This is a genomic window from Streptomyces hazeniae, from assembly GCF_031845485.1.
Taxonomy (GTDB): Bacteria; Actinomycetota; Actinomycetes; order Streptomycetales; family Streptomycetaceae; genus Streptomyces; species Streptomyces hazeniae.
In genome coordinates this window covers 1-19,937 of record NZ_JAVREQ010000037.1, presented here as the reverse complement: position 1 = coordinate 19,937, position 19,937 = coordinate 1, and the positions used below count along the sequence as shown (strand labels likewise).

19 protein-coding genes and 2 pseudogenes are annotated in these 19,937 nt (G+C 68.7%); 10 read left to right on the top strand and 11 right to left on the bottom strand.

The window, feature by feature from the left end:
• Window positions 1–138 precede the first annotated feature (138 nt).
• Entirely contained in the window at window positions 139–2,460 is a 2,322-nt protein-coding gene (locus RM572_RS27110) for a DEAD/DEAH box helicase (protein ID WP_311676034.1), read from the bottom strand.
• Here RM572_RS27110 and RM572_RS27105 point away from each other — a divergent pair.
• A complete protein-coding gene (locus RM572_RS27105) occupies window positions 2,380–2,583 on the top strand; it encodes a hypothetical protein (protein WP_311676036.1) in 204 nt (67 codons plus the stop codon). The genes RM572_RS27110 and RM572_RS27105 overlap by 81 nt on opposite strands.
• A 115-nt stretch (window positions 2,584–2,698) precedes the next feature.
• On the opposite strand, the gene RM572_RS27100 is transcribed toward RM572_RS27105, so the two are convergent.
• Window positions 2,699–3,495, bottom strand: a protein-coding gene (locus RM572_RS27100; protein ID WP_449657227.1) for an IS5 family transposase whose coding sequence is annotated in 2 segments (ribosomal slippage) — window positions 2,699–3,157 and window positions 3,160–3,495 — 795 coding nt in all. Because the reading frame shifts where the segments join, the coding sequence is not laid out codon by codon here.
• A gap of 60 nt (window positions 3,496–3,555) precedes the next feature.
• Here RM572_RS27100 and RM572_RS27095 point away from each other — a divergent pair.
• From RM572_RS27095 to RM572_RS27080, 4 genes are all read left to right on the top strand, one after another.
• Window positions 3,556–4,545: a TniQ family protein gene (locus RM572_RS27095; protein ID WP_311676023.1), complete on the top strand. Its 990-nt coding sequence runs from the start codon at window positions 3,556–3,558 to the stop codon at window positions 4,543–4,545.
• 192 nt (window positions 4,546–4,737) lie between these two features.
• Window positions 4,738–5,376 carry a hypothetical protein gene (locus tag RM572_RS27090; RefSeq protein WP_311676022.1) on the top strand — a complete coding sequence of 213 codons (639 nt, stop codon included), beginning with the start codon at window positions 4,738–4,740 and terminating at the stop codon, window positions 5,374–5,376.
• The gene (locus tag RM572_RS27085) at window positions 5,373–7,736 is read left to right on the top strand and encodes a Mu transposase C-terminal domain-containing protein (RefSeq protein WP_311676021.1); all 2,364 of its coding nucleotides are present in this window, start codon (window positions 5,373–5,375) and stop codon (window positions 7,734–7,736) included. The genes RM572_RS27090 and RM572_RS27085 overlap by 4 nt, the downstream gene beginning before the upstream one ends.
• Window positions 7,733–8,791, top strand: a complete 1,059-nt coding sequence (locus tag RM572_RS27080) for an AAA family ATPase (protein ID WP_311676020.1) — start codon at window positions 7,733–7,735, stop codon at window positions 8,789–8,791. The genes RM572_RS27085 and RM572_RS27080 overlap by 4 nt, the downstream gene beginning before the upstream one ends.
• 44 nt (window positions 8,792–8,835) lie before the next feature.
• On the opposite strand, the gene RM572_RS27075 is transcribed toward RM572_RS27080, so the two are convergent.
• From RM572_RS27075 to RM572_RS27065, 3 genes are all read right to left on the bottom strand, one after another.
• On the bottom strand, window positions 8,836–9,330 hold the full coding sequence (locus tag RM572_RS27075) for a hypothetical protein (RefSeq protein ID WP_311676019.1): 495 nt from the start codon (window positions 9,328–9,330) through the stop codon (window positions 8,836–8,838).
• A 129-nt stretch (window positions 9,331–9,459) separates the two neighbouring features.
• The gene (locus RM572_RS27070) at window positions 9,460–10,275 is read right to left on the bottom strand and encodes a nucleotidyltransferase family protein (RefSeq protein ID WP_311676018.1); all 816 of its coding nucleotides are present in this window, start codon (window positions 10,273–10,275) and stop codon (window positions 9,460–9,462) included.
• 43 nt (window positions 10,276–10,318) lie between these two features.
• Complete coding sequence (locus tag RM572_RS27065; protein WP_311676017.1) at window positions 10,319–10,753, bottom strand: hypothetical protein; 435 nt, start codon at window positions 10,751–10,753, stop codon at window positions 10,319–10,321.
• A gap of 257 nt (window positions 10,754–11,010) precedes the next feature.
• Between RM572_RS27065 and RM572_RS27060 the strand changes: the two genes are divergently transcribed.
• A complete protein-coding gene (locus RM572_RS27060) occupies window positions 11,011–11,361 on the top strand; it encodes a helicase associated domain-containing protein (protein WP_311676016.1) in 351 nt (116 codons plus the stop codon).
• A gap of 255 nt (window positions 11,362–11,616) precedes the next feature.
• Here the strand turns inward: RM572_RS27060 and RM572_RS27055 are convergent, their stop codons facing one another.
• The 3 genes from RM572_RS27055 to RM572_RS27045 form a co-directional block, all read right to left on the bottom strand.
• Window positions 11,617–12,060: a DUF2267 domain-containing protein gene (locus tag RM572_RS27055; RefSeq protein ID WP_311676015.1), complete on the bottom strand. Its 444-nt coding sequence runs from the start codon at window positions 12,058–12,060 to the stop codon at window positions 11,617–11,619.
• Between the two features lie 54 nt (window positions 12,061–12,114).
• Window positions 12,115–12,510 carry a DUF2267 domain-containing protein gene (locus RM572_RS27050; RefSeq protein ID WP_311676014.1) on the bottom strand — a complete coding sequence of 132 codons (396 nt, stop codon included), beginning with the start codon at window positions 12,508–12,510 and terminating at the stop codon, window positions 12,115–12,117.
• A gap of 106 nt (window positions 12,511–12,616) precedes the next feature.
• Window positions 12,617–13,048, bottom strand: a complete 432-nt coding sequence (locus RM572_RS27045) for an Hsp20/alpha crystallin family protein (RefSeq protein ID WP_311676013.1) — start codon at window positions 13,046–13,048, stop codon at window positions 12,617–12,619.
• A 128-nt stretch (window positions 13,049–13,176) separates the two neighbouring features.
• Here RM572_RS27045 and RM572_RS27040 point away from each other — a divergent pair, with 128 nt between their 5' ends.
• From RM572_RS27040 to RM572_RS27030, 3 genes are all read left to right on the top strand, one after another.
• Window positions 13,177–13,806: a type III effector protein gene (locus RM572_RS27040; protein ID WP_311676012.1), complete on the top strand. Its 630-nt coding sequence runs from the start codon at window positions 13,177–13,179 to the stop codon at window positions 13,804–13,806.
• Window positions 13,807–14,664: 858 nt separating this feature from the next.
• Window positions 14,665–16,041, top strand: coding sequence for a helix-turn-helix transcriptional regulator (locus RM572_RS27035; RefSeq protein ID WP_311676011.1), 1,377 nt, complete (start codon window positions 14,665–14,667; stop codon window positions 16,039–16,041).
• Entirely contained in the window at window positions 16,041–16,616 is a 576-nt protein-coding gene (locus RM572_RS27030; RefSeq protein ID WP_311676010.1) for a transcriptional regulator, read from the top strand. Before RM572_RS27035 ends, RM572_RS27030 begins: the two co-directional genes overlap by 1 nt.
• A gap of 680 nt (window positions 16,617–17,296) precedes the next feature.
• Here RM572_RS27030 and RM572_RS27025 read toward each other — a convergent pair.
• Window positions 17,297–17,505: pseudogene (locus tag RM572_RS27025) on the bottom strand (ATP-binding protein); the annotation flags it as partial.
• Window positions 17,506–17,542: 37 nt separating this feature from the next.
• On the bottom strand, window positions 17,543–18,115 hold the full coding sequence (locus RM572_RS27020; protein ID WP_311676035.1) for a Mu transposase domain-containing protein: 573 nt from the start codon (window positions 18,113–18,115) through the stop codon (window positions 17,543–17,545).
• A 34-nt stretch (window positions 18,116–18,149) separates the two neighbouring features.
• Here RM572_RS27020 and RM572_RS27015 point away from each other — a divergent pair.
• A pseudogene (locus RM572_RS27015) lies at window positions 18,150–18,945 on the top strand (IS5 family transposase).
• Between the two features lie 153 nt (window positions 18,946–19,098).
• On the opposite strand, the gene RM572_RS27010 reads toward RM572_RS27015, so the two are convergent.
• A complete protein-coding gene (locus RM572_RS27010; protein ID WP_311676009.1) occupies window positions 19,099–19,785 on the bottom strand; it encodes a hypothetical protein in 687 nt (228 codons plus the stop codon).
• Between the last annotated feature and the right edge of the window lie 152 nt (window positions 19,786–19,937).

Sequence of the window (19,937 nt, the reverse complement as noted above, 5' to 3'; positions counted from 1 at the left end):
CCAGCAACCGGCTCTGCCTGCTGCCGAGGCCGGTGTTTCCGCGAAGGCAAGGATGCCTCGAAAGATTGCGTCACCGACGGCGCAAGGTCATCGTTGTCCGGCAGTTGGGCACGGGCCACACGGAATGCTCCGTGGCGTCTATCTCGTGGCGACCCTGGTGCTGCGGGGAAGGGTGGTCAGGTTCTCCTCTTGCCCGTCCTGGGTGAGGGTAGCTGGTCGGAAGATGGGGTCCAGTTGTACGCCGAGGGCTTGGAGGGCCTCGATTTGCGGGGTGGGCATCTGGGCGGCGTTGTTGCGGCAGCGTGCGAGCCAGCGGCCGAGACGGACGACGTCGTTGTGGAGGGTTTCGCGGTGGTAGCTGGGCACGTCGGTGTGGCCTTCCCGGTGGTGGAACTGCCGTAGCGCTCTCAGTCCGCGGTAGAACTCGCGTACTGCCGGGGCGGAATGGTGTCGCAGCAGCATGGCGTGCGGGTGGCAGTGCGGGTGATAGATGGCCAGTTGCGCGAGGAGGTGGCCCTGGGCTGGCTCCAGGTCGTGCAGGTGGGTGATGTTGTCGTCCAGCCAGGGCTCTGCCGGATGACCTGAGGGGGTGATGACCTTGTGCGGCGGGATGTTGCCGGCGAGTTGGCCGCGCAGGTGGGCGTAGGTGTGCTGCCAGTCGATGCCCCAGGGCGGGTTCCACCACGGGTCGGCGGCGCTGAGGGCTCGGACGCGGTCCGGGGGTAGCTGATTGTCGTTCGCGAGTGTGCGTTGCTGGTGGAGCCAGGCGATGAGGTCTTCGTCGGCGTGTTCGGTGGCGGTGGTCAAGGCGAGTGTGTCGTGGGCTGTGGCGGCGGTGACGGCTTTGGCGAGGTGGTATTCAAAGCTTTCCGGCGGGTGGGGCCAGGAGATGTTGAGGGTGGTCAGGGCCAGGGCCCTGTCGGGCGGGAGGCTGCCTTCGGCGTACAGGGAGCGTTGCTGTCCGAGCCACAGGCCCAGGTGGTAGCCGGTGTGGTCGGTGTAGTCGCTGGGGATGTCGAGATGCCCGTGCTTCTTGAAGAAGCGGACTGCTGCGGTGTAGCCCTCGTTCCACAGGCCGGTGTCGGGTTGGTGTGCGCGGACGCCGATGGCCAGAGCGATTTCGTCGGCGCGTTCGGGGGAGGGGTCCGCTTCGGTTGGGCGGTTCTTGTCCTTCCCTCCCGTGCCGGGGAAGCGGTGGTAGAGCTTGGCGTCGTGGGCGCTCAGTCCATTGAGGACTTCCCAGACGACGGCGAAGTCGGAGCTCGTCAGGGCCTGCTCGGTCGTTTGTCGTTGCCCGACATAGACCGGGATGATCAGCGTGGCGATCTTCCCGGAGCCCAGTGGCTGGCGCAGGGCCCTGCCGAGCGCCTGAATGATCTCGGAGGCGCTTCGCTTGGGGTCGGCGAAGAGGACAGCGTCGGCGTCGGGCACGTCGACGCCTTCGGAGAGCACGCGGACGTTGCACAGCACGGCGCCGTCGAGGGCGCTGCGATGCGGGCCCAGGCGCCTGAGCAGGGGGATGGTGGCGAATTCGTTCAGGTGCCATGCGCGGCTGCGCGCCGAGCTTTTGCTGTGCAAGGCGTGGGTCCACAGCCGTCGGATCCCGGTGTTGCGTGCGGCGGCTGCGACGGTCTTGGGGAGGGTCTTGCTGAAGTTGTCTGCGTATTGGATGCGGCTGTGGAAGCTGATGACGCGGCGTAGGTTGTGGGCGGCCATGGCGCGCAGGAGGCCGACTTGGGTGGCTGCGAGCCGCACTCCGTCATGGTGGGGGGCGGCCCATTGGGTGTGGAGGAAGGCGTGGAGTTCCTCGTCGTTGACGACGGGGACGGTGATGCGGTAGTCGGCGAGGATTCCTCGGTCGATGGCGTCGGCGAGGCCGAGTTGGTAGACGACGGGGCCGTAGATGGCCGGGTCGTTCATGGAGGCGACCTTGAGCGGGGTCTTTCCGCGGTGACGGGGTCCCTCGGTGGTCCACACGCGGGGTGTGGCGGTCATGTACAGGCGTCGTTGGGCAGGGATGGCGGCATCGTCATGGATCGTGGCCGAGCGGCTGTGGACGTTGCCGCTGCTGCGGTGGGCTTCGTCGATGATCACCAGCGACCAGCGGGGCAGGTGGTGGCTGCTGTGGGCGGTGGTGAGAGCTGGCAGGGAATGGTAGGTGGTGAAGGCGACGATGGGCTCCCCGCGGCATGCGGCGACGGCTTCGGCGATGACGCGGGGCTTGGTGGTCAAGGTGATGTGCTTCCTGACAGCGCCCGCCTGGCGGTAGGGCATGGAGCAAATGCCGAGCATGTGCTCGATAGTGCTGTCGCCGTGCCAGCGTTTCGCAGTCTGGGCGATGAGGTCCAGTGAGGGCACCACGACAAGGATGTTGCCTTCGTGAGCGAAGTGCTCGGCGATACGGATCGCGACGAGTGTCTTGCCGGTGCCGGTCGCGGAGACGATGGTCGCGCGTGGCATCCGGGAAAGCGCTTTGATGCCGGCCCTGCGAGCCTCCTGCTGGTGAGCGTAAAGCCGCTTTACACCGTAGATCCTTTCACCGTGTCGAGCGGTCCGTTGAGACATGTGCCAAGCTTCCTCTGAGGAATGGCAGTTGGGTGCGCGCTGGGGGAAGAAAACGCGACGCGTGTGCGACTGGGTACGATCCCGGCTCTGCCGTTCGGTGTACTTCGTGGTCGATAGCGGCTAAGAGCTTGTCTCATTTGGCGAGTCTGCGGTAGCAGATGAAGGTGCAGGCGATGCTGGTGAAGGCGAGGAAGTGGTCGGCTTTGCGTTCGTAGCGTCGGTGGAGGCGGCGGCAGCCGGCGAGCCAGGCCATGGTGCGTTCGATGACCCACCGGTGGCGGCCCAGTCGCTGGGAGGTCTCGACGCCCTTGCGGGCGATGCGGTGGGTGATCCCGCGTCCGCGTAACCAGCGCCGCAGGTGGGCGTAGTCGTAGCCCTTGTCGCCGTGCAGCTTGTCCGGCCGGCGACGTCGCCGCCCGCGCGGTGATCGGATCGGCGGTATCCCCTTGACCAGGGGTATCAGCGCCTGGCTGTCGTGGGTGTTGGCGCCAGAGATGCCGACGGACAGGGGCAGGCCGGTGCGGTCGGTGATCAGGTGGATCTTCGACCCCTTCTTGCCTCGATCCACAGGATTCGGACCCGTCAGTGCCCCCCTTTGAGGGCCCTCATGTTCACCGAGTCGATCGCGCAGCGCGTCCAGTCCAGCTCTCCCCGACCACCGAGCTCGTCGAGGACCACGCGGTGGAGCTTGGCCCACACTCGTGCCTTCGACCACTCGGTGAACCGGCGGTGAGCCGTCGGCCCCGACGGGCCGAACGAAGGCGGAAGCTGCCGCCAGGTGCAGCCCGTCGTGGCCACGAAGATGATCGCCGCCAGCACTTCCCGGTCGCCGTACCGCCGACGGCCCCCGCCCTGCGGACGGGAAGGCGCCACCGGCACCACCCGCTGGAACAGCTCCCACAACTCATCCGGCACCAGACGCTCAACGATCACCACGGCAGCAGGCTACCGACCGTCAGGCCAAATGAGACGAGCTCTAAGAATAGGCCGGTGCCGCACGAGGGGTCGAGCGGTCTGTTATCGGGAAGGCGAGTGCGGGTGCGGTCACTGCCGGTTCGGGTGCGTTTCGTCCCCGGTGAGTCCACCGGGTCCTACGTCACGCGGCTGGCTGAGGGGAACCGCATCTCTGTCGGCGCATTACTCGGGAGCGTGGGTGAGGGGAAGTCCAAAGCGGTGGATCCCCGGCTGACTGAGCTGTATGTCGACCGTGCGGCGCGTGCGAGGCTGGCAGCCCTGGCTGGGTGCCCGGTCGAGCGGCTGACGCGGGCGCTGGTCAGTACCCGGGATGGGCAGTTGCTGCCCGGCGGGCACGAGGAGCCGGTGTGGAGATGGCCGTGGCAGCCGTTGAACGGGTTCTTGGTGCGGGGCTGCTCGTTGTGTGCGGCCAAGCGCTGCGTCAAGGCACCGGTGTGGCTGATGTGGCCGGACCCGTGGCGCGTGTGCGTGGAGCACGGGAGGCTCACCGACAACTCGCGTGATGACTTTGAACCCTTCATCGACCTGACCGATCGGCAAGAGGCCGTGAAGGCCGAGCGGCAGCTTGCGCTGATACGACGGTGGGGCCCTGTGGGACGTGCTGTGGTGGCTGATGCCTTCGGGATCCTTGCCCACCCGTTGATGCGGGGTGCGATGCCGGCGAGTGAGCGTCGGGCGCCGCTGGCCCGCCTGTCCATGGTGGCGAAGCTCGCGCGGGCGCTGGTGAGGGTGGAGCGGCGGCGGCTGGCCGGCCGCCTGACAAGGGAGGGCTACGCGGCGTGGGCGCGGCAGATGTACGCGGATTTGGGGTGGAGTTCGTCCGAGGCAGTGCAGGAGTGGAGCAGGCGCCATCGCCTTCTTCCGGCCTGGCAGGCGCAGCCGGGCAGCAGGCTGCGCCTGCCACCGCAGGCTCCGCACGATCAGGTAGCGGAGTTGGCCTCTTTGGAGGAGGCGACGTGCCTGCCGTGGATCCTGAGCGCGCATACCCCGCGCCAGTTCGGATGAGGGGCGAACGTGATCGAACGTGAGGGCTTTGGCCAGGGCGTGGCGGGTTCTCCTCAAGGCGCCGCGTGGGCGGGGCGGCCTTTACTCGTGCCGGAGGGCGGTGCGCTGGGAGCGAAGAAGGGCAGAGCGGTGAGAGAGGTGCAGGTGCTCTTTCGCAGTGCCGCGGGCCGCAGCTGTCTTCAGGAGCCGGGCATGCTGCGGGATGTGCCGCTGGAAGAGCGCGGGCCACTGGAGGAACCGCGGGCGTACCAGGGCAGGCGGTCGAAGCTGACCAGGTGGTTCGCCGCCACGACGGGGCGCAATGTGTGGTGCGTGAGCACCGTGCACCGGGACGCTGCGATGCTGCTCGACTTCGATCCCGGCATCGAGTGCTTCCAATCCCACGTGGCGAGGGTGCGCTGGCACGATGATGGGGGCGCGGGCTCGTCCCAGCCGGCCTTCTTCGCCCGGTCGGGCAGCGGACAGCGACTGGCTTTGGTGCACCCGTCCTCTTCCCCGCAGGAGAGGGAGGCGGTGCAGGTGGCGGCTGAGGCGGCGGGCTGGACGGTGCGGGAGATGGCCGTCCCTCGCGGGGCGCTGTGCGATGCGCTGACGCTTCTCGCTCACTTCCGGGCCGCCGAGTTCGCCGACGCTGAGGCCCGCCGGGTCCTGCTGGAGGTCTTCGCCCGGCCGCGGCTCCTCGCCGAGGGCGCGGCCGCTTCCGGCCTCGGACTTGCGGCCATGAGCCGGGCCTGGCATCTGCTGTGGACGGGGGATCTGACATTCGACTGGGACGCTGCGCTCACGCCGATGTCGATGGTGTGGACCAGCGGGAAGGACACCAAACGATGACGATGGCTGTCGCCGAGGCGGACGCCGCGCAACAGGGCCGGCTGCCTTTGGGCGCGGTGGTGCGCTGGCAGGGCGGCTCGTATCAGGTGGTGGCGCTGCAGGGCACGGAGGTGCAGTTGTGCAGCCTTGGCGACGACGGATGTGATGCCCGCGCGCTAGTCTCGGCCGTGGTGGGCGCCGAGGACTTCGCCCTCCTGGACGAGAAGGAGACGCCCCTGCCGGGAGTGCGGCTTCCCGATACCGGCGCGTTGAGCGTGGTGGAGGCGCAGGAGTTGGAGCGGGTGCGGCAGTGGGAGCGGCACCTGCTCGAGATCAGGAACGGTGTTCCTCCCGGCATGGCGGAGGGCACGCCGCCGCGGCCTGGCTACGACCCGGGCCGGTTCACGATCAAGCAGCGTATTGCGGCGAAGGCTGCGGAGCTGAAGGCGCTGGGGTGGTCGAAGGCCTCAGCCGGAACGGTCGAGCGGCGGTATCAGGCCTACCGGGCGCGCGGGGTCTACGGCTTGTTGCGCGCAGTGCGGCCCGGCTCGGCGTGGGGGCGGACCGATGAGCGGGTCGTGCAGCTGCTGCTGCGCGAAGAGCAGGCGAGCCGGAAGGAGACCGCGTGCGACGCGACCGCCCTGTATGAGCGGCTGCAGGCCGCTGTGCGCCGCCGCTACCCGGACGTGGCAGAGAAGATCATGATCTCGCCGGCCACGTTCTACCGGCTGCTGAAGCGGTTGGACATCTCGCCGAAGCGTTTGAAGTGGCCCACCCACCGGCGGATGGACGAAGCCAACGGCGCCACCGCCCCGTACGAACCGACCACCGCACGGCTGCTGGGCGAACAGGTCCAGATCGACTCCACCGGGCTGGACATCCTCGCCGTGGGCGACGACGGCCGGGTGGTGTCGGTGGAGCTGACCGCGGCGATCGATGTGGCCACCCGCTCCATCATCGGCGCCATGATCGTGCCCAAGTCGCCGGGCCGGGGGCCGCGCGGCCGGCGACTGGGCGGCCGCGCCACCCGCTCGTTCGACGCGGTACTGATGCTGGCCCAGGCCCTGGCCCCGATGCCGGCCCGGCCCGGCTGGTCCCCGCGCGCCCTGGCGGAGCACTCGCAGTTGCCGTACGCGGACCTCCTCGCCTGCGACCCGCAGATGGAAGGGGCCGCTGCACGGCCGGTGATCAGGCCGCGCAAGATCGTCGTCGACCACGGCAAGATCTTCAACAGTGAGCACTTCGACGACGTGTGCACGATGCTGGGCATCGACGTCGCCCCGGCGCGGGAGCGCACCGCCACGGACAAGGCCATTATCGAGAGCACCTTCGGCGCGATCAAAAAGGGGTTCTGCCAGCACGCCGCCGGCTACACCGGTGAGGAGCTGGCCCACCGCGGCAAGCACGTCGCCGACGGGCCGTTGTGGACCCTGAACAAGCTGCAGGACCTGCTCGATCAGTGGATCGTCGTGCACTGGCAGCAGACACCGCACGAGGGACTGCGCAACCCGTTCCTGCCAGGGATGAAGATCAGCCCCAACCGCATGTACGCCACACTCGTGGCCGCCGAAGGGCATGTGCCTCTGCCGCTGACCCCGCACCAGAACCGCAAGCTGCTGCCGTTCAAGTATCTGATGGTCACCGACAAAGGCGTACGGATCGACCACCGCACCTACAACAGCGAGGAACTGCAGGAGTACCGGGGCAAGCACTCGGGCATTCCCGGCCAGGGCAGGAAGTGGCAGATCCGCTACTCCCCCTACGCGCCGCGGTGGGTATGGCTGTATGACCACACCTGCGACGACTGGGTCAAGGCCGAGTTCATCCATCAGCGCCTGATCAGTGACGCCTGGACCCAGTACACCTACGAGCAGGCCACCTTGAACGTCCTTGAGGCCGGCGGCGATCGGGAGGATGAGCGGGAGATCGCCCGTGAGGTCTCTCGGCTGCGGGCTCGCGCGCGACGCGGCCCGGTGCCGCAGGAGCAGCCGCGGGTCCCCGAGCTGTTTACCGGTCCCGCTTTGGACCTGGACCTCCCGGAAGCAGACCCCTACGAGGGAGTGCCCGACCCGGTCCCGGGCAGCATCGAGCGGGCCCCGTCCCTCCTCGGCGACCCCCGGGCGATCTTCGACCTGGCCGGATCGGCCTGTGACCCCGGTCCGGCAGGTGCGGTCGATGGTGCCGGCACCCGCTCGGGAACCGACCAGGAAGAGGCCACACCGGGCCTTCCGCCGGCCCGGACACCACACAGTCCTCGGGCGCGGCCCGGCAGCTTGCGCGGCAGCGCAGCCGACATCTTCCGCACCTTCCCCGCCCAGGGAGCCGGCCCGTCCGACCCCGGCGCCAATGCAGACCACGTCGATTACGGAGACGATGAATGAACCGCGAAGAACTCCTGCCCTCCCTCCCTCCGACGGTCACGGAGGCAGTCACCAGGCCGATCACCCCGCCGCTGCTGACCACGAAAGAAGGCTGGTACGCCGCCTACGCACGCCATTTGAAAGCGCCGGACCTGAGCGACTGCGCGCCCAGGGGCACGCGTGTCGGCCCGCTGGACCCGCGCATGATGTATCACGCGGAGATGCTGCCGGTCATGACCCCGGCGCTGGAGCGCGGGCTGAAGGACGCACGCCGGCTGCTGCGCGTGAGCCGCTTCCGCAGCGTCGGCCGCAGCATAGACATGGTCGTCGACGGTGACCGCGGCGCCGGAAAGTCCACCCTTGCGATCCAGATCGGGCGTGGCTTCCACGGGATGGTCGAGACGGACTTCGGAGTCGACCCCGACCGGGTACCGGTCATCTACCTCACCGTCCCGCCCGAGCGGGAAGGCAACCTGAACTGGGCCATGCCCTTCGCGCAGTTCCTCGGCCTGGACCACACGCTCAATCCCAAGGAACGCACCCGCCGGACGGCGGACATGACCGAGCCCATCGTGCACGTGATGAACGAGGTCAAGACACAGCTCGTCATCATCGACGGCATCGACCGTCTCCGCAGGAGCGAGATCGCAGACGCCTTCGACTACCTCGAATGCCTGCAGGACCGCACCCGGATCAGCTACCTCTTGTGCGGCACCGGCGCCCGCGACGTCGTCCACGAGGCCGCCTACGACGACAAGCGCGCCCGTCTTCCCAAAGAGATCAAGGGCGCCAAATTCCGCAGTGACCGGCCGGTGCTGTGGGCAGGCGCCATCCGGTACGGGGAGGACTGGCACCGTGTCGTCGAAGCCTTCGAGGACGACCTGGTGCTCTACGACCACAAGCCCAAGACCCTTCTGGGGCTGTCGAAGTACCTCCACAAGCGCACCGGCGGCTACATCGAAACGCTCAGCTACCTCATCTGCCAAGCCGCCCAGGAGGCCATCGAGACCGGCACTGAGGCGGTCACCAAACTGCTTCTGGACGACATCCGCACAGGCCGCGGTGACGTGCTGTAGCGCTCAACGGCCACGGCCGGGCGGTCCGCCTGCCGCCTGGGCTTTCAGGTACCTGACGGCTGTGCGGCACGCCCGATGATGCGGTGGAGCCGGCCGTCGTAGGTGGTCCCCAGGGCGGTGACCGTTCCCACAAAGGGTCCCGGACCATGCCGCAGGGCGCTGACGTAGTTCTCGGGCAGCAGCACGCGGTCGCCCACGGCGAGGGCTCCCTCGCCCTCCCAGAGGTAGCCGTATCCGTCGACGGTCACCGCTTGGCGCCCGGCGACCTCGAAGCGACGTGTCGCGCCGTCGAGCTTCTCGCGCAGTTCCCGGAGTTGGCGCTCGAGATGCGCAACATGCAGCTCCGTCGACCGCTCTTGCGCCTGACGCTCCTCGGCTCGACCGGCCGACAGTCCCTGCTCATAGGCCCGCACAAGCCCGGCCTCATGGTCCGTGGTGTGGAGCTTGCAGGCGAATCCGTAACCGGAGTACTGGGCGCGGCAGGGCTTGCCGGACTTGGTGGGCCGCCCGCAAGGGCGCAGGGCTATCTCATCGAACACTGGATTCTCCTGATGTTGAATCTCGAACACGTCCGGGAGTGGCGCCCTTCTCGGGACGCCCGGGCGCGCCGCACGCCGGGTCGGGCGCCTTCTGGGCTGCTGGGTGAAGCTTTGGCTTCGGGCTGGGCTTCAGCTGGCAACAGCGCCGGGGCGCCGGGGCTGGATGAGGAGCGCTTCGAGCGGTTTGGTCCGGTGCGGGCGCGGAACCTCCATCCAGCTCTGACCATCCTCGAGGTAACGCGAAAGGCAGCGGAAGTAGCGCCAGCCCAGATCGATGAAGCACTGCACACCCCGGTCAGGCCCGGAAAGGCGCCGACCGTGCAATTCCACCTGATCCGGACTCACTCCCTCCCTCTCCAAGTGCGCTACCGCACTCGCTCCGGCGCGACGCAGCGGGCTGCTCTCTGTCCACCGCCGGCGAAGATGGTGCGCCGCCTCGGTATCGGCGGGTTCTGCGTCGGCCAGGTCGATGCGCGCCACGTGGATGCGCTGTGCCTGGTGCAGTTCCCACAACTGGATGCGCACCGGGTGGGGCGGGATCTGCGCCATAGCCTCGAACACGGGCAGCATGTGATCGCGCGGGGCGCTACCGGCGGCGGGGTCGACCGGTAGCCGCTCCAGACGCTCGCGCGCCAGGTCGAACGGCTCCCCCTTCCTCCACAGCAGCATCAACTCGAAGCCCTCGTCCCTCAACGAGTCCCGCTCCTGGAACTGCAGAGACATCCCCCGTGCGCGGCCTCGTAGACCCTGTTTCAGGCTGGTGTAGGAATCCCGGCCATTGATCATGGCGTGCAGCGACTCATCCAGCCACCGTCGGTCCGTCGAGTGCTGCACGACCACGTCCACATCGCCCGGGCTCAGAGCCCCCCGCGCGTAGGAGCCGAAGAGGTGCACGTCTTCGACCAGATGCACCGGCCACTCGCCACACTCGAGACGGTCGATCATCTCTGTCAGCAGCTGTGTCGCACGTTCACGTTTCACAGTGGCCTCACGCGTCCGCGTAGGCGGCGAGGAACTCCTGCGTCGTAACGAAGACAGACCCGGGCACAGCGCGCCTCGTCCCGTCGGTCATGGTGCGCGAGAACACCTCCATAGCCGCACGGCCGCGCTCAAGCCGTGCCGCTTCGACCACGTCGGCGAACGACTCGGGGATGTCGCGCCGATCCGTGACACCGGCCACGGTGACCGAGGGGTACTCGCCGCCGTATGTCTGCAGCCGGTCCCAGCCCAGCGAGCGGGCGGCCTTGCGCATCGCTGAGCGGATCAGGGCCACGCCGCCCAGCTCCGTGGCCTCCTTCGCGGTCAGACGCAGTTCGTAGGAACCGCCGTAGCCTCCTCCGGCCTCAGGACAGGACCGGCGAAGCAGCGGAACCAACACATCGACAAGTCGGACATAGCGAGGATCATTCACAAACGACGGCATGACGCGGAGCCTAGCCACGAGTACTGACAGCGTCCGCCGTTCACCCAAACCAGCCGCCACTCCGCATACGAGACACGCCGGCGAGACCTGCTGCCAAGCCGGGGTCAGGAAGCGCGCCCGGCCCCACCCCACTCCCCCAGGCACGCCCGGCCTGGCATGCCCGCCCACCCAAGCAAAGACCCCCGCCGACCTGACACCGACCCCGAAGGCAGGTGCTTCTACGGTCTTCTCAACACGGATGATGCTGTTCTCAACAGATGCATCGACACAGCCCAGAGACACCCAAGCAATCTATGAAGGTTCGCTATTTCCTATATGTCATGATTCTCAAAATATGCATCTCCCCAGTTCACAGACTTGGGCATCTCGCAGAAGCCGCAATCTCAAGGAGACGACACAGCCTGGCCGCCGCCCGCCAATACCTGCACAGGGAAGGCCACCTGACCGTCCCAAGGAAGCACGAAGAGCTGCTCCACCCCGCGGGGGGCGGCGACGTCGTCGCCGTGCGGCTGGGGGTATGGCTCACCAACCAGAAGACGAGGCGGGCGAAACTCAGCGAGGAACGGCGAGCAGCCTTGGCCGGGCTCGGGCTCCGCTGGGTGGAGTAGGGAGCAGTAGGGGCGATGCGTTGCTCGGTATGCCGCCGACCGGGGCCCAGTTGCGCGGCGCCGGATGTGACACCCCTCGTCTGCGGCTGGGGACGGCGGTTCATTCCGTGGCGCCTGGTGCGCTCGACGGCGCACGCGAGCGTCGTTGCGGGCGGCCGGACAGGTAGCGGGGACGGTGGCTCTGCGGGACCCGGGGCTCGGGGCGGACTGGCGCGGGGGGCGTCGCTGTCCGTCCGGCGCTCCGGGTCCCGCTGTCTAGGCGGCTGGGGTGAGTTCGGCTTGGCCGAAGAGGAGGGCGTAGCCGGTGGGGAGTTGGTGGAGGATGCGGGTGGTCAGGTCGGGGCCGGCGTGGGCTGTGACGGCGGCGAAGACGGAGCCGGTGTCCCAGCGGGTGGTGGCCAGGGAGGCGCCGGAGCGGGCGGCGAGGCTCTTGACGAAGGCCCAGCCGGTCAGTGGTTGGGTGTCGGGGATCTGTGCGGTCAGTACGCGTGCGGCCTCCAGGGGCAGGCGGGCGGCCAGGTCGACGCGTTCGTCGCCGGTCAGTTGGCGTCCGAATCCGGCGAGGACCAGGCGGACGGTTTCGTCGGCCTTTTCGCGGGTGGGGTAGGCGCCCTCGTAGCGGACTTTGTCCAGCATCTGCTCGTAGGCCCTCGAGTACGGCTGCTGGTGTGCTTGGGGTGCGTGTACGTCGGTGATCACTGCGGTGTATGCCTTTCATGGAGGCCGGGTGCAGCACCCCCGGGTGGGAGGTGGTCAGGTGGGTTGGGGGCGGCCGAAGAGGAGGTCGTAGCCGGTGGGGAGCTGGAGCAGGATCTGCCCCATCAGGTCTGCGTCGGCGGTGTCGGCGACGGTGGACAGGACGGCGCTGACGTCCCAGGTCGCGGTGTGCTCGGTGGCGCCTTCGATCCAGGCTGCGGTTGCGCGGACGAACCGTTCGGGGGGTAGGGGTTCGGCGCTCTGCAGCGGGTTGAGCAGGATCAGTGCGAATTCCTCCGGCAGGCGTGCGGCGAGCTGGGCTCGGGCCTCGCCGACCAGGTGCGCGCCGAGGAGGGCGAGGACTACGCGGGCGGCCCGTTCGGCTTCCTGCACGGTCTGGTACTCACCGCGTTCTCTGACGTGGTCGAGGAACGCTTGGTGTCGCAGAGTCATCTCGGCCGCCCCCTTTTTTTCTGTTCGGAGTGTCCAGGGGTGCGGAGGACAGGGGGATGAGGGGGAGATCAGGTGCCTGTCCTCCGCACCGGTCCGGCGGCTGGTGTCAGCCGGAGATCTCCTTGCGGCCGGAGCCGACGCCGACGGAGATCTTGCGGGGCTTGGCGCGCTCGGCGATCGGGATGCGCAGGGTGAGCACGCCCGCGTCGTAGTCGGCGTGGATGTGCTCGGTGTCGAGGGTGTCGGCGAGCACGATCTGGCGGGAGAAGGCGCCCAGCGGCCGCTCGGACAGTTCCATCTGCACGTCGTCGGCCTTCGCTACCGGCCGGCGCTCGGCCTTGACGGTGAGCATGTTCCGCTCGACGTCGATGTCGATCGCGTCTGCGGTGAGACCGGGGAGGTCGAAGGCCACCACGTAGTCGTCGCCTTCGCGGTAGGCGTCCATCGGCATCGCCGAGGGCTTGGACCAGGTGCCCGGGCCCATCAGCTGCTGTGCCAGCCGGTCCAGGTCACGAAAGGGGTCAGTGCGCATCAACATCGTGAAACACCTCCAGTGGGTTGTAGGCAGTTGCTGCCAATGCGCTGCACTGACACCGTTGTAACATGTCATCCAATGGATGACAAACATGATGTCGTCGATTTGATGACAGGATGAGGGAGGTGCCCGTGACCGCAGCAGACCAGCCGTCCACAACCAGCACCGACGCCCACAGCCCGGCGTCGTTCCTCGCGGCCGCGGCGGCCCTCGACGCCATCAACGACGCCCTGCACACAGCCCGGCACGAGACCCCTGGCAGTCCCGGCGCCGGGCCGGGGCCGGAGCAGGCCCTGACCTCCCTGATGCTGCTGCGGCAGGTCCGCGAGCAGCTCGCCGGATGGGAGACCGGCCTGATCGAAACCGCCCGCGACGCGGGCGCCAGCTGGGCCGACCTCGCCCACCCCCTCGGCGTCACCAGCCGCCAGGCCGCCGAACGCCGGTATCTGCGCGGCCGCCCCGGACCCGCCGGGACCACCGGTGAGCAGCGGGTGACGGCCACCCGCCAGGCCCGGGCCACGAGGCGCACCACCGCCGCCTGGGCCCGTGCCAACGCCGCCGATCTGCGCCGCCTCGCCGGCCAGGTCACTGCCCTCACCGACCTGCCCGCAGCCGCCCGCGGCCCCCTCGACGAGCTCCACGCGGCCCTCGCTCACGACGATCCCGCCGACCTGGTCACCCCTCTGACCGCCACCCGCCCCTACCTGACCGCCGGCCACTCCGACCTCGCCGCCCGGCTCGACACCCTCACACCCCCCTGACCCCGCCCGTTGCCGCAAGGCATGCCACGGGATCTCCTGGACTGTCACGTGACCCGCCTCCTGCAGGCGCCTGCCCCCGGGGACAGGCGCGGGGGCGACGGCGAGCCGGCAAGGCCGAAGTAGTGGATGCGGCGGACACTGCACGGCCGGGCCGGCTCCGCCCGCTCGCAGACCACCGCTCGCAGGGCCTCCACCTGCGCTTCTGTGCGGTGAAGTCGTTTCGCGGAGCTAGTGCTGCGACCGGGAAGGTGTGCCGGGAAGCTCGCGGGCGTCCGGTGCATGGGGTCTCCCCAGGTCCGCCAGGACCGTGGCGACGCATCGCACGGCGGAGAATCGCAGCTCGTACTCGTCCGTACTCGCGCGAGGCGACAACGGTGGGGGCACCCCCGTGCCCGAAGGGCCACGGGAGAGAGGTGCCGTGCCAGGCGCCGCGAGCCGGTGAACCTTCCCGGCCACAGCACTGGCGTCACAACTCGCCGTACCTCCCGTGCCCGGGGCGGTCCCGCTGCTGCCCCGGGCGCCCGCGCCTTCAGCCGACCACGGACCGCTGGACCCGCCGGCGTGACGGTTGAGCCGAGCCAACAGCCCGCGGTCCGCGGCACGCGCGGGGAGGCGGCGGTTCGTGGTCCTCGTAGCGGCGCCGGGGGGAGCGCCGGGAGCGGCCTCGCGGCCGGGTCACCCACGGGGAGTGGAGAGTCAGACCACCGCCACCTGCCCCAACAGCGAAACACTCACCTGCGACCCGCCGCGCCGCCCCGGGCGAGGCCGCGTCACCCACCCAAAAACAAAACCCACCTGAAAGCCAACTGAAAGCCATTCCCGGGCTATATGACGTCTATTGAGATGTACGATGGCGGCATGAGCGGTGAACTCGAAGGGGACGGCGTCGCGGCGCTGCTGGCGGAGGTGCAGCTGGCGGCGGCGTTCGAGGACCCGGGCAAGCGGATGCGGCTACGGAAGGCGGCCGGGCTGTCGCTGGAGCAGGTGGCGAAGGCCGTGGGCGTGGGGCGGCAGACGGTGGCGAACTGGGAGGCGGGCGGCATGCCGGCCTCCACCTCCCGGGGGAAGTACCTGCGGCTCCTGGAGGGACTCGCGCAGATCCACCCCGCCCCCGCCCGGCAATCCGACGCCCCCGTGCAGCCGCAGGCCGGTCCCCGCGCGGAGGCGGCGCCCGCTCAGAGCCCGGCCGCGCGTCAGGCGCGGGCCGGGCACGCGCGGCAGCAGGCGCGGCGCCAGGCCGGTTCGGCGGACCAGGTGCGCGCGGAGTTGCGGGGGACGATCGCGGCGGTCGTGGAGCAGGAGCTGACGAAGGCGGGCGGGGATGCGGACGCCGCCGCCGGGATGTTGGTGAAGCGGGCGATCCCGGATGTGATGGCCCTGTTCGCCCGCACCCGCGCTGGGGCACGGTATGAGTACACCGCCTACCCGGCGCTGCCGGACATCCTGCGCAAGCCCTCGAAGACCGACCCGGACCTGATCTGGGAAGCGCGTCCGTCCTGGCGGCACCCTGGCTTCCGGCGCCATCCGGACGGGGAGCTGACGGTGACCGCGCTGGACGTCAACGCCGCCTACCTGTCCGCGCTGAAGACGCACCTGCCGATCGGGAAACTCACCCACTCCGTCGGTGGGGAGCACGACCGCAAGCGCGCCGGAGTCCACCTGATCACCCCGCCCGCCTGGGAACACCCGTACCTGCCCTCGCCCATGGGCGACCGCGAAGAAGAGGGCCCCGTGTGGGTGACCGAGCCGACCCTGCGGCTGCTGCTGCGCCTGGCCGGCCCGAAGCACCAGCTGATGCAGGCGCCCGTCATCCACGAGTCCTGGACCTCCAGCGCTACGGAGACCTTCCTCGACAGCCTCCGGCAGCTCCTCGCCGCCGCCCGCGCCGACGCCCTTCAGGCCGGCGACGACGTCACCTCGGCGTACGTCAAAGCGATGTACTCCAAGTTCGTCTCCACCCTGGGTGAGTCCTCCCACAACCGGGAGATCGCCCGCCCCGACTGGATGCACCTCATCCGCTCCCAGGCCTTCGCCAACCTCTGGGGGCGCGCACACAAGGCCCACCAGGCCGGGCTCACCGTCGTCAGCGCACTGGGCACCGACGAACTCCACCTCACCGGCGGCGACTGGCGCCAGACCTGGGCCGAGGGACGCGGCCTGGGCGAGATGAAGGTCAAAACCGACCGCGACGGCCACCCCGTCACCTACACCGCCACCACCGCCGGGAGGCGGTGATGGCCGGCCGCTGGATGAACCTCGGCCAGTACAACGCCCACGGCGTACCCGGCGCCGACGCACTCGGCGCCGGCATCGAGAACATGGTCACCGGCATCCACTCCAGCCCGGACACCGACCGCGGCATCACCGCACGCCTGCGCTACCTCACCCACTCCGCAGCCGGCTACACCGCGATGGAACGCGCCGGAATCACCGTCACACCCCGCACCCTGTTCGCCTGGCTCGCCGAGGAACGCACGCCCAGCCCCGCCAACCGTGCCCGCCTGGACACCGCGTACTGGGACCTACGCCGCCACAACATCGCCGCCGACCTCAAACGCCGCCTGGGCTCCCGGGGCGGCACCCGCATCGAAATCGACCCCGTCGACCAGACCAGCGTGGACCGCCGGCACCGCCGCGACCTTTCGGTACGGCGGCTGACCGTCCGCCCCCACCACTGGCACACCGCCGTCGACGCCTGGCTCACCCACGACCACGAAACCCTCGACACCATCTGGGACGAAATCATCCACACCCTCGGCAGCGACTACGACACCTACACCCACATCTCCTCCCTCGGCTGGAACGCCTGACACCCACACCCCACACACCACGAACACCCCGACCCCCGACCTACCAAAGCGACACAGAAACGACACAGAAACCACCCTCCCGGCTGCGCAGGTGAAAACGAAGAACGAATGTCGGCCAGTGCTGGCAGCGATTCCGGCCTGAGGTGCCTGGAGATGTCGATCAGAACCAGGAACGGCTGGAGGTTCAGACACCGATTCGACGCATCCACCACGGGAGGTCTTGGGGCGCGAAGGGATTGTTGAGCGTGCGGTCAAGGACGCGCTCGTCTGCGGGACCGATGGCTGCGCTCAGCTCGCGTCGTGCCTTGGGCCTCAGGGCATGGAGTGTGATCTCCAGCAGGGTGCGGACGTGGCAGTTGCGGAGATCTGTGTCAACGCGTTCGTAGAACCGATCGTGGTTCTCGCATGGCCGTCGAACATTCGCATTCCAGCGGCGGAACACGTGTGCGACTTCGCCCGCAGGAAGCCCGTGCCCCCGTTCGAAGACGGCGATCTGTCTATTCGCCGAGGCGGACAGTCCGCGGATCACGGGTGCCCGCCGGTGGTGCGTTCGGCGTCGCGGGAGCTGCGCTCTGATCTCGCCCGGTGACCGGCGAGGCATGAACACTTCCAGTAGGAAGACATTGGATGGCCCGACCCTAGAACGCGTTTGCGACAGAGATCAAGTACCCAGGGGCGGCTCAGCCGACGGGCTGCCGTTCAGCACGCGCCGGGTGGTGGCGAGACGATACGAGTCGGTGCCGCTCTCGATGATGCTGCCCCCGAAGGTGAGCCGGTCGACGACGGCCGCGCAGAGGCGGGGACCGGTGAAAGTCTTCGACCAGCCGCCGAACGACTCGTTCGAGGCGATCGCGACGCTGTTCTTCTCCTCGCGTTCGGTCAGAACCTGGGAGCAGTAGCACCAGGCAGAGCACCTGGTTTCCGGATCAGTGCCTCTGGTCGAGTTCGAGGCGAGTGGCGCCGCGGGCGATGAGCCGTTCGTGGCGGGCGACCTCTTCACGGCCGTCGTAGACCACCAGCTCGGAGGCGTGGAGCATGACGCGGACGGTCCGTCCGATCAGGCGGACCGGGGCTGAGTAGCGATTCATCCGGACGCAGATCTGGCTGTAGCGGTCGACCCGCGGGGTGGAGAGCCGGCCGGTCTCGAAGGCATCTTCGGGTAGCGGTGCCAGCAGTTGCTGTTCCGTCGCGAAGGACTCGCCGATCGTGTGGGGCCGGGAGCGGATGCGGCGGTTGTCGTCCTCCTTGTCCCATCGGTCGATCATGGCGTTGGGCTGGGCGAGCGGGTCGACTTCGGGGACGGGGACGAGGTGGTTGCGCCGGAACCAGCCGATCTGGCCGTCGACCCCGCCCTTCTCGCGGGCACCGCGGATGCCGGGCTGGCAGTAGAAGCCCTCCAGCCCGTAGTGCGACCGGAATGCGGTCCAGCGTTCGGCCTCCGCCCGACGGCGTGAGAGGCCCAGCACCTGGGCGACGGCGGCACTAAGAGCTCGTCTCATTTGGCCTGACGGTCGGTAGCCTGCTGCCGTGGTGATCGTTGAGCGTCTGGTGCCGGATGAGTTGTGGGAGCTGTTCCAGCGGGTGGTGCCGGTGGCGCCTTCCCGTCCGCAGGGCGGGGGCCGTCGGCGGTACGGCGACCGGGAAGTGCTGGCGGCGATCATCTTCGTGGCCACGACGGGCTGCACCTGGCGGCAGCTTCCGCCTTCGTTCGGCCCGTCGGGGCCGACGGCTCACCGCCGGTTCACCGAGTGGTCGAAGGCACGAGTGTGGGCCAAGCTCCACCGCGTGGTCCTCGACGAGCTCGGTGGTCGGGGAGAGCTGGACTGGACGCGCTGCGCGATCGACTCGGTGAACAGGAGGGCCCTCAAAGGGGGGCACTGACGGGTCCGAATCCTGTGGATCGAGGCAAGAAGGGGTCGAAGATCCACCTGATCACCGACCGCACCGGCCTGCCCCTGTCCGTCGGCATCTCTGGCGCCAACACCCACGACAGCCAGGCGCTGATACCCCTGGTCAAGGGGATACCGCCGATCCGATCACCGCGCGGGCGGCGACGTCGCCGACCGGACAAGCTGCACGGCGACAAGGGCTACGACTACGCCCACCGCGGCGCTGGTTACGCGGACGCGGGATCACCCACCGCATCGCCCGCAAGGGCGTCGAGACCTCCCAGCGACTGGGCCGCCACCGGTGGGTCATCGAACGCACCATGGCCTGGCTCGCCGGCTGCCGCCGCCTTCACCGACGCTACGAACGCAAAGCCGACCACTTCCTCGCCTTCACCAGCATCGCCTGCACCCTCATCTGCTACCGCAGACTCGCCAAATGAGACAAGCTCTAAGGTTGTCGTAGCGAACCTTCCCGGTCGGCACTCCGCCCAGCACTTTGAGAGCGTGGACGTGGCCCTCGAAAAACGCCTCCTGCCCCGCCGAAGCGAAGACGCTTCTCCGCACCAACAGACAGAGTATGCGGCCGTCAGTTCCTATGTGGTGGGCGTGGCCGCAGATCCCTGAATCTCCAGGACGACAGCCGTTCCAGCGACGGTTCGGTCTTCGTGCATGGTGATCATTTGGCCGGGCTGAAGGTGCCGCCACCGGGAGGGGTCGAGGGGTGCGAGACGCACAGAGGATCGCTCGCCGGGTCCCAGGAAGGGTGTGAATTCGACCCAGAGGCTCGCGATGTTGAGGGCCGGTTCGCCAGCCGGGGTTCGATTTCCGATGTTCCACATCGGCCGAAGAACGCCAGCTCCGGAGAAGGGAGTCTGCCGCCGACCCTCACTGGCCGGTCGGAGGGTGAGGTCCGCGCGAATGATCCCGTTGCGGGTTTCGTAGCAGCGCCAACGACACCAAGCCGCGCTCTTCTCCAGCTGCATCTGCTCGGCAGCCGTGGCGAGGGGCTCCCAAAAGCTGAGCTGAAGTGGACGGACGTCGCCAAGCTCCTCCAACAGCCCGAGAGCCACCTCCCACTCGTCGTGGGTCAGGTACTCCCAGACGTCGTTGACCGTGATGTCGTTCTCGGTGGCGATCTCTCCGGGGACCAGCAGGGAGGCGGCTTCCAGAAGCTTGCGGACATCACGCCCTGATTCTGAACCACGTGTCGGCGGTACTTGCGCAAAGTACAGATGAAGGTGCTCAGCCTGGTGTTCGCCTGCGGGCTCGGGTAGGCGCATTCATGCGACGATCGTGCGAGGCAGAGTGAACCGTGCCGGGGTCGGTGGAGGCTCTATGGACTGGCTCCAGCCGCCGGTTGCGGCTGGTGCTGAGCGTAGTAGGTGGCTTCGCATTCGGCGGGCGGGATGTCGCCGATCGCGGTGTGGATGCG

Coding starts and splice junctions, on each gene's coding strand:
- RM572_RS27110 (WP_311676034.1), bottom strand. CDS start 2,460: ATGCCACGCGCGACCATCGTCTCCGCGACCGGCACCGGCAAGACACTC.
- RM572_RS27090 (WP_311676022.1), top strand. CDS start 4,738: ATGCTGCGGGATGTGCCGCTGGAAGAGCGCGGGCCACTGGAGGAACCG.
- RM572_RS27085 (WP_311676021.1), top strand. CDS start 5,373: ATGACGATGGCTGTCGCCGAGGCGGACGCCGCGCAACAGGGCCGGCTG.
- RM572_RS27080 (WP_311676020.1), top strand. CDS start 7,733: ATGAACCGCGAAGAACTCCTGCCCTCCCTCCCTCCGACGGTCACGGAG.
- RM572_RS27070 (WP_311676018.1), bottom strand. CDS start 10,275: ATGATCGACCGTCTCGAGTGTGGCGAGTGGCCGGTGCATCTGGTCGAA.
- RM572_RS27065 (WP_311676017.1), bottom strand. CDS start 10,753: ATGCCGTCGTTTGTGAATGATCCTCGCTATGTCCGACTTGTCGATGTG.
- RM572_RS27060 (WP_311676016.1), top strand. CDS start 11,011: ATGCATCGACACAGCCCAGAGACACCCAAGCAATCTATGAAGGTTCGC.
- RM572_RS27050 (WP_311676014.1), bottom strand. CDS start 12,510: ATGACTCTGCGACACCAAGCGTTCCTCGACCACGTCAGAGAACGCGGT.
- RM572_RS27045 (WP_311676013.1), bottom strand. CDS start 13,048: ATGTTGATGCGCACTGACCCCTTTCGTGACCTGGACCGGCTGGCACAG.
- RM572_RS27035 (WP_311676011.1), top strand. CDS start 14,665: ATGAGCGGTGAACTCGAAGGGGACGGCGTCGCGGCGCTGCTGGCGGAG.
- RM572_RS27030 (WP_311676010.1), top strand. CDS start 16,041: ATGGCCGGCCGCTGGATGAACCTCGGCCAGTACAACGCCCACGGCGTA.
- RM572_RS27020 (WP_311676035.1), bottom strand. CDS start 18,115: ATGAGACGAGCTCTTAGTGCCGCCGTCGCCCAGGTGCTGGGCCTCTCA.
- RM572_RS27010 (WP_311676009.1), bottom strand. CDS start 19,785: ATGCGCCTACCCGAGCCCGCAGGCGAACACCAGGCTGAGCACCTTCAT.